The sequence below is a fragment of the Azospirillum himalayense genome, assembly GCF_042657465.1.
GTDB classification, from domain to species: Bacteria; Pseudomonadota; Alphaproteobacteria; order Azospirillales; family Azospirillaceae; genus Azospirillum; species Azospirillum himalayense.
Map to the genome: position 1 here is coordinate 49,913 of NZ_JBHSLC010000017.1, position 16,379 is coordinate 66,291.

At 67.8% G+C, this 16,379-nt stretch carries 15 protein-coding genes; 7 read left to right on the forward strand and 8 right to left on the reverse strand.

What is annotated here, in order from left to right; genetic code table 11:
• Positions 1-26: 26 nt before the first annotated feature.
• The 7 genes from ACFPMG_RS11515 (at position 27) to gmhB (ending at position 7,168) form a co-directional block, all read left to right on the forward strand.
• Entirely contained in the window at positions 27-1,748 is a 1,722-nt protein-coding gene (locus ACFPMG_RS11515; RefSeq protein ID WP_376995270.1) for a tetratricopeptide repeat protein, read from the forward strand.
• 108 nt (positions 1,749-1,856) lie between these two features.
• Positions 1,857-2,708, forward strand: a complete 852-nt coding sequence (locus tag ACFPMG_RS11520; RefSeq protein WP_376995271.1) for a hypothetical protein — start codon at positions 1,857-1,859, stop codon at positions 2,706-2,708.
• Between the two features lie 145 nt (positions 2,709-2,853).
• The gene (gene rfbC, locus ACFPMG_RS11525) at positions 2,854-3,411 is read left to right on the forward strand and encodes a dTDP-4-dehydrorhamnose 3,5-epimerase (RefSeq protein ID WP_376995285.1); all 558 of its coding nucleotides are present in this window, start codon (positions 2,854-2,856) and stop codon (positions 3,409-3,411) included.
• 15 nt (positions 3,412-3,426) lie between these two features.
• Entirely contained in the window at positions 3,427-4,491 is a 1,065-nt protein-coding gene (gene rfbB / locus ACFPMG_RS11530; protein ID WP_376995272.1) for a dTDP-glucose 4,6-dehydratase, read from the forward strand.
• Entirely contained in the window at positions 4,491-5,387 is an 897-nt protein-coding gene (gene rfbD, locus ACFPMG_RS11535; protein WP_376995273.1) for a dTDP-4-dehydrorhamnose reductase, read from the forward strand. Before rfbB ends, rfbD begins: the two co-directional genes overlap by 1 nt.
• A gap of 159 nt (positions 5,388-5,546) precedes the next feature.
• The gene (locus tag ACFPMG_RS11540) at positions 5,547-6,425 is read left to right on the forward strand and encodes a hypothetical protein (RefSeq protein ID WP_376995274.1); all 879 of its coding nucleotides are present in this window, start codon (positions 5,547-5,549) and stop codon (positions 6,423-6,425) included.
• Positions 6,426-6,610: 185 nt separating this feature from the next.
• Entirely contained in the window at positions 6,611-7,168 is a 558-nt protein-coding gene (gene gmhB / locus ACFPMG_RS11545) for an HAD family hydrolase (protein WP_376995276.1), read from the forward strand.
• Between the two features lie 52 nt (positions 7,169-7,220).
• On the opposite strand, the gene cysN is transcribed toward gmhB, so the two are convergent.
• The 8 genes from cysN to ACFPMG_RS11585 form a co-directional block, all read right to left on the reverse strand.
• Positions 7,221-9,131 carry a sulfate adenylyltransferase subunit CysN gene (gene cysN / locus ACFPMG_RS11550; protein ID WP_376995277.1) on the reverse strand — a complete coding sequence of 637 codons (1,911 nt, stop codon included), beginning with the start codon at positions 9,129-9,131 and terminating at the stop codon, positions 7,221-7,223.
• Positions 9,131-10,060 carry a sulfate adenylyltransferase subunit CysD gene (gene cysD, locus ACFPMG_RS11555; protein ID WP_376995286.1) on the reverse strand — a complete coding sequence of 310 codons (930 nt, stop codon included), beginning with the start codon at positions 10,058-10,060 and terminating at the stop codon, positions 9,131-9,133. The genes cysN and cysD overlap by 1 nt, the downstream gene beginning before the upstream one ends.
• A gap of 193 nt (positions 10,061-10,253) precedes the next feature.
• Positions 10,254-11,123, reverse strand: a complete 870-nt coding sequence (locus ACFPMG_RS11560) for a glycosyltransferase family 2 protein (RefSeq protein WP_376995278.1) — start codon at positions 11,121-11,123, stop codon at positions 10,254-10,256.
• Positions 11,124-11,135: 12 nt separating this feature from the next.
• Positions 11,136-11,624 carry a GNAT family N-acetyltransferase gene (locus ACFPMG_RS11565; protein WP_376995279.1) on the reverse strand — a complete coding sequence of 163 codons (489 nt, stop codon included), beginning with the start codon at positions 11,622-11,624 and terminating at the stop codon, positions 11,136-11,138.
• Complete coding sequence (locus ACFPMG_RS11570; RefSeq protein ID WP_376995280.1) at positions 11,621-12,610, reverse strand: glycosyltransferase family 2 protein; 990 nt, start codon at positions 12,608-12,610, stop codon at positions 11,621-11,623. The genes ACFPMG_RS11565 and ACFPMG_RS11570 overlap by 4 nt, the downstream gene beginning before the upstream one ends.
• Positions 12,611-12,626: 16 nt before the next feature.
• Positions 12,627-13,610, reverse strand: coding sequence for a glycosyltransferase family 2 protein (locus ACFPMG_RS11575; RefSeq protein WP_376995282.1), 984 nt, complete (start codon positions 13,608-13,610; stop codon positions 12,627-12,629).
• Positions 13,611-13,646: 36 nt separating this feature from the next.
• Positions 13,647-14,762 (reverse strand): DegT/DnrJ/EryC1/StrS family aminotransferase, encoded by a 1,116-nt coding sequence (locus tag ACFPMG_RS11580; protein WP_376995283.1) that lies wholly within the window; start codon positions 14,760-14,762, stop codon positions 13,647-13,649.
• 47 nt (positions 14,763-14,809) lie between these two features.
• Positions 14,810-16,379: glycosyltransferase family 4 protein (locus tag ACFPMG_RS11585; RefSeq protein ID WP_376995284.1), on the reverse strand; the 1,570-nt coding region annotated here is incomplete at its 5' end.

Genomic DNA, 16,379 nt, shown 5'->3' on the forward strand with positions numbered 1-16,379 from the left:
ACGAAGATGCGCAAGGTGGATGTTCCATGCGGCAAGTGTTCCGCGCTGCCAAGAAGTTCCTCGGGCGGGGATCGCCCGAGGACGCGTTCGACCAGGGGCTGAAGGCTTACGAGCGGGGCCAGCACAAGGCCGCGTTCGACGCTTGGTTGGAAGCCGCGCGTGCCGGCCACGCCAAGGCCCAGCACCGCATCGGCCGCCTGTACGACTTCGGCGAAGGCGTGCTGCGCAACGCCGTGGACGCCGTCGGCTGGTACCGGCAGGCGGCCGAGCAGGGTAACCCGGACGCACAGGCCCGGCTGGCCGAGATGTATTATTACGGCTGCGAGGGGGCCAAGGGCCTGACGCCGACCGACGACGCCCTGGCGCGGCTCTTCCCCAACGGCCTCAAGATCGACCAGGACTACGAGGAGGCGCTGCGCTGGGCGCGGGCGGCGGCCGAGCAGGGCGTCGTCTCCGCCCAGGCGATGCTGGGCTACATGCACGCCTCCGGCTTCGGCATCAAGCCCGACTACGAGGAAGCCGAGACTTGGTACCGCCGCGCCGCGGAACAGGGCAACGCGGCCGCCCAGCTCGGCCTCGGCACCCTGCTCGCCGGCGGCTACCGGGGCAAGCCCGACCCCGAGGCTGCGCGCGCCTGGTTCCAGAAGGCCGCCGAGCAGGACAGCCCGATGGCTTGGTACTATCTGGGAAGCCAGTACGCGGCGGGATTGGGCGTGGCGCAGGACGCCGCCGAAGCCGCCGCCTGCTACCGCCGCGCCGCCGATGCCGGCAGCGCCGCCGCCCAGCGAGCGCTTGGAACGCTTTACACTCGCGGCTTCGGGGTGCCGCAGGACGCCGGAAAGGCCGAGACCTGGCTGCGCAAGGCGGCGGTCCAGGGCGACACGGAGGCGATGGTGCTGCTGGGCGAACTGCACAGCCGCGGACACGGCGTCCAGCCCAACCTGTTCGAGGCCGCCGCCTGGTATCGCGGCGCCGCCGAGTTGGGAAACCGCCGCGCGCAGCACGTCATCGCCCAGATGTATCTGGCCGGAACGGGCGTGCCGAAGGACGAGATGGAGGCTGCCCGCTGGTACGAACGGGCGGCCGGACAGGGCGACAGCCAGGCGCAGCTGCGCATCGGCGCCTTCTACGCCGAAGGCCGGGGCGTCGACCGCGACTACAACCGCGCCATGGACTGGTTCCGGCGGGCCGCCGAGCAGGGCAACCCGGACGCAGGCTACAACATCGCCCTCTTTCACAGCCTCGGGCTGGGCGTACCGCGCAACCCGGCGACCGCGCTCGACTGGTACCGCCGGGCCGCCGAACAAGGCAGCATGCTCGCCCAGTTCCGGCTGGGTGCGATCTTCGCCAGCGGCGATGGCGTGCCGCAGGACTACAAGGAAGGCGCCAAATGGTCGCGCAAGGCGGCCGAGCAGGGGCATACGGGGGCGCAGGTGAATCTGGGCCGCTTCTTCATGCAGGGCCTCGGCGTGCCTCAGGATCTGGCCGAAGCCGAACGCTGGCTGACCGCCGCCGCCCAGAAGAAGGAGGCGGCGGCCATGGTGGCGCTCGGCGAGTTGAACGCCATCTGGCGTCCGGACAAGGACATGGCGCAGGCGGAACGCTGGCTGGTCCAGGCGGTGGAGCTGGACGACGATCGGGCAAAGACCATCCTCGAGCAACTCCGCGCGCGCAACGCCACGCCTCAGGACAAGCCTGGAGCGGCAATGGCCACCCGGATGCCGGAAGCGGGGAACGGGCAAGCCTGACGTCCGCTTCCAGGTGGAATCGACACCCTCGTCCACTTGCCGAACGTGCAAGCCCGCTATAGAAGAACGCGCCAACGCTCTTCCGAACCGGCCCTTGCTGCAGGCATCATGCTGATCCCCCTCGCGACGTCCCTGGTGCCGAAAACCGCATCCGATCCCTACACGCTCGCCTGCATCCGGTCGTGGCGGCTGTCCGGATGCGCGCCCTTGTCCTTCCACAGCGAGTCCGAGCTTGCGGAGCTGGGCGCGCGGGGGACCGATCCGGGGATCGCCCTGGTCGAGGCGCCGACCGACACCACCGATCTCTATGCCAAGCCGCTGGTCGCGCTGGAGGATATCTTCGGCTATTTCGACCGGCAGGGCCGCGGCTTCACCCTGACCAACGCCGACATCCTGTTCGCCAGAAACTTCTCGGCGCCCGCCATGGCCGACCTCCGGCCGGATGGCCCTTCGGATGCGGGCGTTCTGGTGGTCTCGCGGCGCAAGAACTTCACCCGGTCTCTGGACGAGGTGACGGTCTACGAGCACGGCTTCGACCTCTTCCACCTGTCCCGACGGCTGCCCGACGCTATCCCCCGCCGCTTCTGCCTCGGCGTTCCGTGGTGGGACTACCTGGTTCCGGTGGCCGGTCTGCTGCGCGGCTTCACGCTTGTCCAGTTCCGCGACCCGCCCATCTACCACCGCGACGATGCCCCCGTCGCCTGGTCGATGGACAGCTGGATGCGGGCCGGCGTCGATTGCGCCGCGTTCCTGGTCGGCATTCTCGATACGCTCCCACCTTTGCCCGCGGAAGACGCGGCTTTCGCCGACGCCCTGCGCCGCGTCCATGGCGCGGAGGCCGCCGGCGTGGCCCAGGACCTTCTGGTGCATTGGCTGCACGGCCTGTCCACCGAGTGCCGGGCATTGATCGACCGCCGCTCCCATTGGATCGAGGCCACAGTTCCATGGCTCCATCCGTAAGCCCTGGGCCATGCTCCCGACGGCAAGGGTCCAGGCTTTCCGTCGCGGAGGGCATCAGAAGATAAGGTTTACTCATCTTTAAGCATCATAAGCCAACGTGTAAGCTGGCCGTGTGGTTTCTGGTTTCGGAAGGTTTTTCATGTCGATTTCTGTCGAATCTCTGGACATACCTGAAATCAAGATCATCCGGCCGAAAAAGCATGGTGACGAGCGCGGCTTCTTCTCGGAAACCTACAGCAAGGCCTCTTTTGCGGATGCCGGCATCGACATCGACTTCGTGCAGGACAATCATTCCTTCTCGGCGGAGACGGGCACCGTGCGCGGGCTGCATTTCCAGACCCCGCCCTTCGCGCAGGACAAGCTGGTCCGCGTGCTGCGCGGCGCCATCCTCGACGTCGCTGTCGACCTGCGGGTCGGGTCGCCGACCTACGGCCGGCACGTCTCGGCGGTCATCTCCGCCGCGACGTGGAACCAGATCCTGATCCCCATCGGCTTCGCCCACGGCCTGGTGACCCTGGAACCGGACACCGAAGTCCTCTACAAGGTCAGCAACGTCTATTCACCCGCGCACGACAAGGGCCTACTCTGGAACGATCCGGACCTGGGCATCGCCTGGCCCGTGTCCAAGGCCCAGGCCATCCTGTCGGCCAAAGACCGGGTCCAGCCGCGTCTCGGCGAATTGCCGGCCGTCTTCCACTACTGATCGGAATTCCGCGCGATGAAGGTGATCGTAACGGGAGGCGCCGGCTTCATCGGATCGGCTGTGGTCCGTCTGCTGATCGGCGAGACCGACGCCGATGTGATCAACGTCGACAAGCTGACCTATGCCGGCAACCTCGCCTCCCTGGCCAGCGTCGCCGGAAACCCGCGCTACCGCTTCGTGCGGGCCGACATTGGCGACAAGGCAGCCATGGCCGATCTGTTCGCCGCGGTGCAGCCCGACGTGGTGATGCATCTGGCGGCGGAGAGCCACGTCGACCGCTCCATCGAAGGGCCGGCGGCCTTCATCGAGACCAACATCGTTGGCACTTACACCCTGCTGGAGGTGGCTCGCGCCCATTGGTCCAGGCTGCACGGCGCCGCGCGCGACTCCTTCCGCTTCCACCACATCTCGACCGACGAGGTCTACGGCTCGCTGGGCGACGAGGGGCTGTTCACCGAGACGACCCCCTACGCCCCGACCAGCCCCTATTCGGCCAGCAAGGCGTCGTCGGACCATCTGGTCCGCGCCTGGCACCACACCTATGGCCTGCCGACCGTGGTCACCAACTGCTCCAACAACTACGGCCCCTACCATTTCCCCGAGAAGCTGATTCCGCTGATGATCCTGAAGGGGCTTGAGGGCAAGCCGCTGCCGGTCTACGGAACCGGCGAGAACGTCCGCGACTGGCTGTTCGTCGAGGATCATGCGCGTGCGCTGTGGACCGTGGCGACCCGCGGCCGCACCGGCGAGACCTACAACATCGGCGGCGAGGCGGAGCGGCGCAACATCGACGTGGTGGGCCAGATCTGCGACCTGCTCGACGAGATGGTGCCGAGCGCCGCGCCGCGCCGGGGCCTGATTGCCCACGTCGCCGACCGCCCGGGGCACGACGCGCGCTACGCCATGGACATCACCAAGATCGGGCGCGAGTTGGGCTGGCGCCCGCGCGAGACCTTCGAGAGCGGGCTGCGCAAGACGGTCGCCTGGTATCTGGAGAACCGCCCCTGGTGGGAGGACATCCGCAACGGACGCTACGCCGGTGAGCGGCTCGGGCTGACACCGGTGGCGGAGCTGGCGTGATGGTCCGCCTCCTGCTCACCGGCGCGGACGGCCAGCTCGGCTGGGAGGTGGCCCGCCGTGCCGCGCCGGCCGGCATCGCCTGCCGCAGCACCGGGCGGGCGACCTTGGACATCACGGACCGGGACGCGGTGCGCCGGCTGGTCCGGGAGGCGGCACCGTCCGTGGTCGTCAACGCCGCAGCCTACACGGCGGTCGACAAGGCGGAAGCCGATGCCGATGCCGCCTACGCTGTGAACCGCGACGGCCCGGCCCATCTGGCGGAGGCCTGCGCCGATGCCGGCGTCCCGCTGATCCACGTGTCCACCGACTATGTCTTCGACGGCAGCAAGCCCACCCCCTACCGCGAGGACGACCCGGTGGCGCCGCTCGGCGTCTATGGAGCCAGCAAGCTGGCGGGAGAGGAGGCGGTCCGCCGCCTGTGCCCACGGCACGTCATCCTGCGCACCGCCTGGGTCTACGGCGTCCACGGCCACAACTTCGTCAAGACCATGCTGCGCCTTGGCCGCGAGCGCGACCGGCTGCGGGTCGTCGACGACCAGCGCGGCTGCCCGACCTTCGCGGGTGACCTGGCGGACACCCTCCTCGCTCTTGCCGAACGGCTGGACGTGACGGCCGGGGCCATGCCGGCGGAGGGCTTCGGCACCTTCCACGCCACAGGGCAAGGCGCCACGAGCTGGTGCGGCTTCGCGAGGCGAATTTTCGAGCTGGCGGCCCCGCATCTGGCCAAGGTTCCGCATGTGGAGGCCATCACCACCGCGGACTTCCCGACGCCGGCGCGTCGGCCGGCCAATTCCGTGCTCGACTGCGGCCGGCTGGCGCGCGTGCACGGTCTGACGCTGCGGCCATGGGAAATGGCCCTTCCCGGGATGCTGGACAGCGTCCTGTCCTCCTCCTAGCGGTTTCCCGGAGCCGGTCCGACTGCTGTCGCCGCATGGTCTTCGCGCCCATGGGGCCATCACAGGCAGGACACCTCCGCGCAGGTTGAACAACCCGCGCGGAGATCCTAGTCTGCGCGCAACGCGCCCGAGGGCGCCCGGGACCTCTTGAGGGATCGCATGAAGCTGCTCATCACGATCCCCCATTATGTCGAGGCCGGACCCGGCCAGTACGGATCGACCGGCGGCAACGCCGCCGGCCGTGCGACGATGCTGCACGAGGTGCTGGCCTCCCTTCACCGGGCCTTCGGACCGCGGCAATCGCAGCTTCTGAACCGTCGGCACAACATCCGCAGGCTGGCCAATCGGGCCGCCGAGGCGCAACTCGACATCGTCGTCTGCACGACGCAGGGCCGGCACGCGCTGACGGCCCTACCCCCGGATACCTCCCTGTCCACCCATCGGCCGACCCAGGCCGAGCCGTTGCTTCTCGGCTTCGCCTGCCACGGTGTCCTGGCGGAACGGATCGGCGTCTATGACTGGTACGGCTACATGGAGGACGACCTGATCCTTCAAGACCCTCTGTTCTTCGACAAGCTCGCTTGGTTCCTCGACCAAGCCGGCTCCGACGCACTCCTGCTTCCGCACCGCTACGAGATCCGGCCGGGCTCTGCGGAAAAGCTCTACATCGATGGCCATTTGTCGGCCGACTTCGCCGCTCCCTGGCAGTCGGCCGCGGACCGGGAGCCCCTGGCCTGCCAAGCGCTCGGCACCCCGGTCGTCTTCGAGCGCCCGCACAACCCGCACGCCGGCTGCTTCTTCCTGAACGCCGCGCAGATGGCCCACTGGGCCGCGCAGCCCCATTTCGGCGACCACGACACGGCCTTCGCCGGTCCGCTGGAAAGCGCCGCCACGCTCGGCATGCTGAAGACCTTCCGCATCCACAAGCCAGCCCTGGAATCCGCCGGCTTCCTGGAAATCCGCCACGCCGGCAACCGCTATCTCGGCAACTGGCTCGACCGGCCCGGCGTACCCAGACAGCCGCGCTGGGTGGGCTGACCGGACGCGCCTCGGCGTGTGATGCTTCTGTCCGGTCGCATCGGCCGCACGGCAGGGCTCGACCGCCGCGCCGGCGATCCCGTCGGGGCCGGATGAGGCCGCTTCGGGAAAGCTCCAGCGTTGCGCGCCAGCCGCTCCCCTTGCTAAGAAGCGCGCAGCGCCTGAACGCCCAGGAAAATCGTACGATGCCTTGCCGGGCCTTGCTGCTCGACCGCGACGGGGTTGTGAACGTCGACCATGGCTATGTCTTCGAGCGCAAGCGCTTCGTCTTCATGGACGGCGTCTTCGCCCTGGCCCGGCACGCCGTCGACCGCGGCCTGCGCATTGCCGTCATCACCAACCAGTCCGGCATCGCGCGCGGCCTTTACACCGAGGCCGCGTTCCTGGAGCTGAGCGCCTGGATGGGTGGCGAATTCCGGCGGCACGGCGTCGAGTTGTCCGGGATCTTCCATTGCCCGTATCACCGCGGGGGTGTGGTGGAGCGCTACGCGCGCGACAGCTTCTGGCGCAAGCCGAACCCCGGCATGATCTTGGAGGCGGCGCGGCGCCTGGACCTCGACCTCGCCCGGTCGGTCTTTCTGGGCGATCAGGCGACCGACATGGAGGCCGCGCGGGCGGCTGGCGTCGGGCTGCGGGCGCTGCTGCCGGACGCCTGCGCCCCTCCGAAGGAAGGCAAGCCCAGTGCGTCGATGGCCAGCCTGACCATCGCCCGCCACACCGACCTGATCCCCCACATCACCTGACGGCCGGGCGGCCGTCCTGGGCTAAATTGACGGCCGCCCGGCCGTACTGGGCTCAACCGACCGGCGGCACCATGCCACGCGCCTCAAGCAGGGCCAGCACATGGGCGGCCAGGCGGTCGGGCGTCTCCTCGCCGGCCTGCAAGCGCAACTCCGGCGCCTCGGGCGGCTCGTAGGGGCTGTCGATGCCGGTGAAGTGGGGGAGCTGGCCGGCACGGGCCTTCCGGTACAGGCCCTTGGGATCGCGCGCCTCGCAAACACCGAGCGGCGCGTCCACGAAGATCTCCAGGAATTCGCCCGGTTCCAGAAGCTCCCGCGCCAGACGGCGCTCGCTGCGGAAGGGCGAGATGAAGCTGACCAGCACGATCATCCCGGCTTCGACCATCAGCTTCGCCACCTCGGCGACGCGGCGGATGTTCTCCACCCGGTCCTCGTCGGTGAAGCCGAGATCCTTGTTCAGCCCGCGGCGGATGTTGTCGCCGTCCAGGCTCATGGTGCGCAGACCGCGGCGGTGCAGGTTTTGCTCCACCACGTCGGCGACGGTGGACTTCCCGGCCCCCGACAGGCCGGTGAACCACAGCACGCAGGGCGTCTGCCCGATGGCGGCGGCGCGCGCCGCCTTGTCCACCCGCATGGGCTGGTAATGGATGTTCGACGCCCGGCGCAGCGGAAAATCAACCATGCCGCAGCCGACGGTGGCGTTGCTCATGCGATCGATCAGCACGAACCCGCCCATGCCGCGGCTGTCCCGGTACGGCTCGAAGGCGACCGGTCGGTCCAGGGACAGGTTGCAGGCGCCCACCTCGTTGAGATCAAGGTGCTTGGCGGCGGTGTGCTCCAGCGTGTTGATGTTGATCCGGTGCTTCAGTTGGGTGACCGTGGCACCCACGGTGGCGGTGCCCAGCCGCAAGATGTAGGGGCGGCCGGGCAGGAGCGGCTGCTCGCTCATCCACACCACATGGGCGGCGAACTGGTCGGCCACCTCCGGTCGCCGGTCGTCGGCGGCCAGCACGTCGCCGCGCGACACATCCACCTCCTCCGCCAGCACCAGCGTCACCGCCTGGTCGGCGCCGGCCTCCGCCAGATCGCCGTCCATGGTGACGATGCGGGTCACGGTGGTGGTGCGCCCGCCCGGCAGGACCGCCACGCGGTCGCCCGGTCTGACGGCGCCGTCGGCGATGGTGCCGGAAAAGCCGCGAAAGTCCTGGTTGGGCCGGTTCACCCACTGCACCGGCATGCGGAAGGGGCGGTCCGCCCGGACCTCGCCCACCTCCAGCGTCTCCAGCCGGGCGAGCAGCGTCGGCCCGTCGTACCAGCCCATGGCCGACGAAGGCGCCGTGACGTTGTCGCCGGTCAGGGCGGAGACCGGGACGCACGCAACGTCGGTGATGCCGAGCTGATCGGCGAAGAGCCGGTACTCCGCGGCGATGCGCTCGAAGGTGGCCTGATCCCAGCCCACCGCATCCATCTTGTTGACCGCCAGCACGACGTGCCGGATGCCGAGCAGCGCGATGATCGCGCTGTGCCGGCGCGTCTGGGTCAGCAGCCCCTTGCGCGCGTCCACCAGCAGGACGGCAGCCTCCGCGGTCGAGGCGCCGGTCGCCATGTTGCGCGTGTACTGCTCGTGCCCCGGCGTGTCGGCGACGATGAACGCGCGCCGCTCCGTGGTGAAATAGCGGTAGGCGACGTCGATGGTGATGCCCTGCTCCCGCTCCGCAGCCAGCCCGTCCACCAGCAGCGCCAGATCCAACGCACCCGCGCCGGCACTGCCGAAGCGCGCCGAATCCGTCTTCAGGCTGGTCAGCTGGTCCTCGAACAGGAGCTTGCAGTCGTAGAGCAGCCGGCCGATCAGCGTCGACTTGCCATCGTCCACCGATCCGCAGGTGATGAAGCGCAGCAGGCCCTGACGTTCCCGGAGACGCAGGTGAGCGTCCAGGGCGTTGCTGGTTCCGGTCGCGGCGTTCATCAGAAATAGCCCTCTTGCTTCTTGACCTCCATGGATGCCGCGGCATCCTGGTCGATGACACGCCCCTGGCGCTCCGACGTGGTCGCCAGGAGCATTTCGCGGATGATTTCCGGCAGGGTTTCCGCCCGGCTTTCCACCGCACCGGTCAGCGGGTAGCAGCCGAGCGTGCGGAAACGCACCCATGTTTCCTTGGGCATCTCGCCGGGCCGCAGCGGCAGTCGGTCGTCATCCACCAGGACGAGAGCCCCGTCGCGTTCGACCACCGGCCGCGGCTTGGCGAAATACAGCGGCACCACGGGGATGTTTTCCTGGTGGATATACTGCCAGACATCCAGCTCGGTCCAATTGGACAGCGGGAAGACGCGGATGCTTTCACCCTTGTCGATGCGGCCGTTGTAGAGGTTCCACAGCTCCGGCCGCTGGTTTTTCGGGTCCCAGCGATGGGCGGCCGTGCGGAAGGAGAAGATGCGCTCCTTGGCACGGCTTTTCTCCTCGTCGCGCCGGGCGCCGCCGAAGGCCGCGTCGAAGCCGTGCTTGTCCAGCGCCTGGCGGAGCGCCTGGGTCTTCATCACGTCGGTGTGCACCGCCGACCCGTGCGAGACCGGGCCGATGCCCTGCCGCACGCCCTCCTCGTTGACGTGCACGATCAGTTCCAACCCCAGCTCCGTCACCCGCTGGTCGCGAAAGGCGATCATCTCGCGGAACTTCCAGGTGGTGTCCACGTGCAGCAGCGGAAACGGCGGCCGCGATGGATAAAAGGCCTTCATCGCGAGGTGCAGCATCACCGAGCTGTCCTTGCCGATGGAATACAGCATGACCGGGTTGCGGAACTGCGCCGCCACCTCCCGCATGATGTGGATGCTCTCGGCCTCAAGCCGCTGCAGATGGGCCAAGCGGTGCGGGGACGCGGAGGGGGACGGTGCGGGCATGGACATGGCGACTAACTCGGGCTGCTGCGGCTCCCGCCGATGAAAAGCGGCGCCACGATGGACCACAAAGGTTAATATCGCCCCCGGCACCGTGGCACAAGCGCATGACCTTTTCCAAAAGCGGCCCCGCAACCGGACGGGCGCGCCTCGCCCGTCCGGTTGCGGGGCCGAACATCCTATCGGAGCCTCGTCCTCAGAGCCACTCCAGGCACCAAGCCTGCGCCGCGCCGTCGAAGCGGCAGAACGGAGCTGGACGGAACAGCCCGAGCCGAGCGGCGGCGGGCCGCAGCGGGCGCGGCAGGCTGCGCCGCAGCCCCACCGAGAGAGTCTGCCCGAACCGCCCGCGCGGGTGCACGCCCTGCCGGCGCAGGACGCTCCCGGCCTCCGCCACATAGTCGTCGTGGCGCACCGCGCTCAACTGGTCGCGATGCCGGCGGAAGGCGCCGAGCGGAGCGGACACGGACCACAACAGCGCGTGCCCGAAAAAGCGGTGCCACAGTTCGAAATCCGCGGCGAGCGCCAGCGAGGTGTCGAGACGCCCGCCCGCCCGGTCCCACAGCGAGCGCCGCCAGAAGGTCGATTCCTGCTGGACGAAGGTCATCGACCGCCCCCGCGAAAAGCCGGCCAGATGCTCGCCGGCCAGGAAACTCTCGCGGGCGATGCCCTGATGCACCCCCTGTTCGACCAGCCGCCCCGCCTCGTCAAGGAAGCTCACCACCCGGCTGGTGACCCACTCGATTTCCGGAAAGGTCTCGAAGACCTCGCGGACGATGGCGAGGGAGTCCGGGAAGAGGCCGTCGCCGGCGTTGATCCAGCCCATGATCTCGCCGCTCGTCCGCGCGAATCCCTTGTTCAGGGCGTGGTAGAGCCCGTCGTCCGGTTCGCTGATGAAGCCGGCAAGCCGGCCGGCGCGTTCCCGGACAACGTCCAGGCTGCCGTCGGTCGAACCGCCGTCCACCACCACGTATTCCAGCCCGCCGGGATCGGCCGCGAGCACCCAGTCCATGGTCTGGCGCAGGAAATCGCGGCGGTTCAGGACGGGAGTGACGAGCGCGATCCGCACCGGCGCCGATCCTCAGAACGCGAGCCGCCCCACAAGCTGCCCGTGTTCGGACTCGCTCGCGAAGCCGTAGCCGAGCGCCTCGTAGAGGCGACGGGCACGCTCGTTGTCCTGATAGACCTTGAGCCGGATCGCCGGCGCACCGCGCAGCTTCGCGGCCAAGTGCAGATAGTCCATCAACGCCCGGCCGGCGCCGCTGCCGCGGTGTTCCTCCACAATGTAGATGCCGAGGCTGGGAACCGCGTAGCCGTCATCCCAGCCGCGCAGCATCCCATAGCCGACCGGCTCGTCCCCTATGGCCATGACGGCATACAGGTCGAGCCCCTGGTAAGCGGCGCGTTTCGCCGCCTCGTCCGCGGTGAAGGGATGGGGATGGAAGCGCGCGGCGGCCGGATCCGCCTGAATCCTCGCGAACAGGTCGGCCAGGAGAGCGGCATCGCCCGCTCCAACGGGCACGATGCGCAGATGCGCGCCGGCCGGTTTGCCGGTCGTCGGGTTGCTCATGGCTGGATCTCGCGCCCATGCTTGAGGAAGGTCCGGAACCCGTCGCGCCAGTCCTTCAGCGTCATCCGGTCCCCGACGATCGGCCCGGACTTGGCGATGGTCTGGCAAGCCAGCCCCTTGGCGCAGTACCAGGGCGCACGGACGTTGATGATCACCCACAGCGCCTTGAAGTAGAGCCAGCGGAAGAAGAGATGGCCCCGGTCCCCGTAGAACTTCGAATGGAACTTGGCATAGAGGTGATCGCTCACCGCCTGCACGAAGTAGGGGGACACCGCACCGAAAACGCGGTGCTGCGTCGCCAGGATCTCCGCGTAGAGATCCAGGGTCTGACCGGCGGTCTTGGTGGTCTCATACCAGCGGTTGCCGGAGATATCGGCGTCGATCTTACCGAACCGCGCCCCTGCGGCGGCGAAACGAGCCCACAGATCATAGTCCATGCAGAAGTTCAGCGCGCGGTTCAGACCGCCGACCCGGTCGTAGAGGTCACGGCGGAAGAAGATGGACGGCTGGGCCATGTAGCCCTTCTCGAACACCTCGCGCCGGACATCGACCTCGGGACCGACGTCGATCGTCGGATAGGGGCGCGGGTTGCTGCCGTCGGCGTCCATGTAATGGGCGCGCCCGACCACCACTTCGACCGCCGGATCGGCCGCCACCACCTCGGACACCCGCCACAGGGCGCGGTCGCACTGCACGTCGTCCGAGTTCAGCCAAGTGATCCATGGCTTGGCCGTGCGGGCGAAGCCCTTGATAATGGCGTCGGTCTGGCCCTCGTCCTTCTCGCTGACCCAACGGATGCGGTCGCCGTAGGCGCGCAACCGCTCGACCGTGTCATCGGTCGAACCGCCATCCATGACAAGGATGTCCAGGTCCGGATACCCCTGGTCGAGCAGGCTGCGCAGCGTTTCGTCGACGAAACGGCCCTGGTTGTAAGAGGGGACGACGACGCTGATGCCGATAGGAGTGACGGCTGATTCGGTGGCCACAACGTTTTCCTGTTCTTCAGGCCGCGGCGCGGCGGCTTTCGCGCAGCAGGGCGCGGAAGCGGCTGGCGGCGTGCTTGGCGCTGCGGGGCAGGCGGACGAGGTTCATGGCAAGCCAGAGGCGCCAGCCTTGCAGCTTGATCCGCCGGGTGATCGGAGGCGCCTCCCCCCGCGCCCAAGCGGCCCCATAGGCTTGGTTGTAGGCGTAGCGCAGCGCCCAGCTGTAGGGCACCACGCCATAATATTCGTGCACGACGTCGCAAATCCCCAGAAGGAGCTTATCGTCGGCGTTGACCGAGATCGCATCCTTCTGCAAGCGGGACAGGGACAGAAGCTCATCGATGAAATAGAAGGGAATGTTCTTCTGCCACCGCATCCACAGTTCATAATCAAGGATCTTGTGGTTCAGCGCCCCGCACAGGGTGACCGCGGTGCGTTTGAAGAACAGCGAGGGCTGCGGGGGTAGGCAGTAATGCATCATCCGGCGGACCTGCTCGGTCAACAGCGGGCTCCAGTCCACCGGATACTCGGTCACGACGGCGAGGTCGTCGTTGACGTAGTTGTTGCGCCCGTAAACGACCATGGCGTTCCGGTTGAAATGGAAGAAGGCCGCCACCTTCCAGAAGGCACCCGCCTCGTACAGGTCGTCCGAGTTGATCCAGGCGATGATCTCGCCGTCGGTGTTGGCAATGCCCTTGTTGACGCCGAAATGATGGCCGCCGTCGGGACCCGAATGGTAGCGGATCAGGTCGGGATGGCGCGCCGCATAGTCGGCGACGATCTCGACGGAGCCGTCCTTCGAGCCACCGTCGGCCACAAAGACTTCCATGTTCGGATAATCCTGGGCCAGCACGCTGTCCAACGTCGCGGCGATGTATTTCGCCTGGTTGAAGGACGGGATGACGACGGAGAATTTGGGCAGGCGCTCCAGCGGGAGCGCCCGCACCTGGGCCAAATCCTCCTCGGTCGGCTTGAAGGCCAAGCTGCGTTCAAGGTCGTTCATGGTTTCAAACTTTCCCGCGTCGCCGCGGGACCTTCCTTAAACGGCTCGCACCACATCGCAGACCGCGACCGAAATCTCCGCCACCTCGGCGTCGGTCAGCCCCGAATAGGTCGGCAGGTTCATGCCATGGTCGCCCAGATATTCGGTGTTGGGCAAGTCGAGCGGCTGCTCGTACATAGGCAGGCGATGCATGGGCACGAAGAACGGGCGCGTCTCGATGCCGTGCTCGAGCTCCAGGCGCTCCATGATGCGCGCGCGCCGCTCGGCGCCGCCGTCTCTCAGCACCATGCTGAACAGCCAGGAGGAACTGTCCAGCCCTTCCACTTCGGCGGGCAGGGCGACCAGCCCCTCCACCGCGAGCAGGCGCAGGCCTTCGCGGTAGGCGGCGGCGATGCGTCGGCGTTCCGACAGGTGGTAGCCCACCTGCTCGATCTGGCCGTAGCCGATCGCCGCCGCGACGTTGGTCAGACGGTAGTTGTAGCCGATGATCGGGTGCCAGTAGCGGCGGTGCGGGTCCATGCCCTGGCCGCGCAGCATGCGGGCGTGCGCCCGGCGCTGAGGGTCGCGCATGACCACCATGCCGCCCTCACCGGTGGAGATCGTCTTGTTGCCGTAGAAGCTGAAGGTGGCCGCGTCGCCGAAGGTGCCGGTGGCGCGCCCGCGCACCGTGGCGCCCAGGCTTTCCGCGCAATCCTCGATCAGCCAGATTCCCCGCGCCTCGCACAGCGCCGCGATCTCCTCGATCGGGCAGGGCAGCCCGTAGAGATGGACCGCGATGACGCCCGCCGTCTTCGGCGTGATCAGCGCCTCGACGGCCTCGGCGGTCATGTTCCAGGTGGTCTTGTCACAGTCAGCCATCACCGGCGTGGCGCCGCAATAGGCCACCGCGTTGGCGGTCGCCACATAGGTGAGGCTTGGGACGATCACCTCCTGGCCAGGCTTCAGCTCAAGCGCCATGCAGGCGAGGTGGAGGGCAACGGTGCCGTTGCTCACCGCGATGCACTCTTCCACGCCCAGCACGCGGGCGACCGCCTGCTCGAACTTGCCGATGTAGGGGCCCGAGCTGGAAATCCAGCCGGAATCCACCGCATCCAGGACATAGTCGCGTTCCCGTCCGGCCAGTACCGGCTTTGAGACCTGAAACCGCATCATTCTCCTCATTCTAACACGTTGCGAGCGGTCCGGCTCACAGGCCCTGTTCACAGGGGGACCATGCGTTGATAGACGTCGGCGATGCCCGCCGCATAGCTGTCCATGCCGTGTTCGCGGCGCACCTTCACGGCCGCCCGCTCGGCATGCGCCGCAGCGTCGTCCGGATCGCGCAACCAGCGAAGCATCTGGGCCGCCATGTCGTCCACATCATAGGCGTCGAACAGCAGCCCCGCACCATCACGCATCAATTCGGGAAGCGATGTGACGTTTGAGCACATCGACGGGCAACCGAAAAGCTGCGCCTCGATGACCGGATAGCTGGACGCCTCGAAGGTCGAGGGCATTACGCAGAAGGCCGCGCACTTGTAGAGGGCGGCCAGATGACCGACCGGCACATAGTCCAGGCAGAGGACGTGGTCCTGAAGCCCCAGCCGCTCAATGGTTTCGGCGACCTTGGGCCAGCCGGAATGGGCCCGGTTGCCGGTGAAGACCAGCTTGAAGTCGACATCCGGCAGGCGGCTGCGCACGATCGCCAGGGCCTCGACGAGGCGGGCGTGATTCTTGTGCGGCCAGAACTGCGCCGGAAACAGACCGAACAGCGGCGGCAGCCGGTAGGTGCGGCGCGCGTCCTCGGGCGAGAAGGACGCTAGGCCGGCCTCGACCTTCGGGTCCCAGGTAGCCGGAATGCGCACGACCTTTTCGGACGGGACGTGCATCTTGGACACGATGTCGTCGCGGATGTAGTCGCTCGTCGCGACGACAACGTCGGACAGGTCGGCCGAGAGTCCGTAGTAGTGGTTGCGCGCCTCCACGTCCGATGGCCGGAAGTTCTCCGGGAAGTGCAGGTGCTGCAAATCGTGCAGATGGAAGACCGCCGGAACGTTGAAGTCGAACAGCGAATAGCACTGCACCGGGCAGTGCAGGATCTGCACGCCGGCATCCTCGCGCAGGCGAGCGAAGGAGGCGGGGACGCGTTCCACCGTCTCGACGTCGACCCGGCGATGAATCCGCGCATCGAGCCGCTTGGCCGAACGCAGCATCGGGCGGCTGCCGTATACGTAGTAGGCCACCTCCGCGCCGAAGCTCTTGCGCAGGCTTTCAAGCTGCGACTCCAGGCACAGCAGGACGACCCCGATGCCCTCCAGCGTCATCAACGCCTGGACCAGGGTCCTCATGTAGACCTCGACGCCGCCGGAAACCCCGAACTGGATCGACATCACGTCCATGCCGATGCGCCGGCGGGTCGCGGAGTCGGCCCGCGTCGACCCGACGTAGCGACCGCCGTCTGTCAGGCGGCCCGGCATGCGGCGGGACCGGTAGGCCAGTTCGAGCGTGCCGCCGAACATGCTGCGGTAGTCGACCAGGGTGCTGCTGGTCAGCGCCAGAACCTGGTCCTTGCGGTGCAGGCGCCGCGCCAGATCGCCCGCGCGACCGATGGAGGTGTGGCACAGGCCTTCGAGTTCCCGGACCTTGCCCACCCGCTCGTCGAGTTCGGCCACCAACCGCTGCACAGCGCTCTGCTTGGCGGCGTTGTCCTCGCGGACCAGACCCAGCTCCTGGCCCAGCCGGTCGATGACGCTCTGCTTGGCGGCGTTGTCCTCGCGGACCAGACCCAGC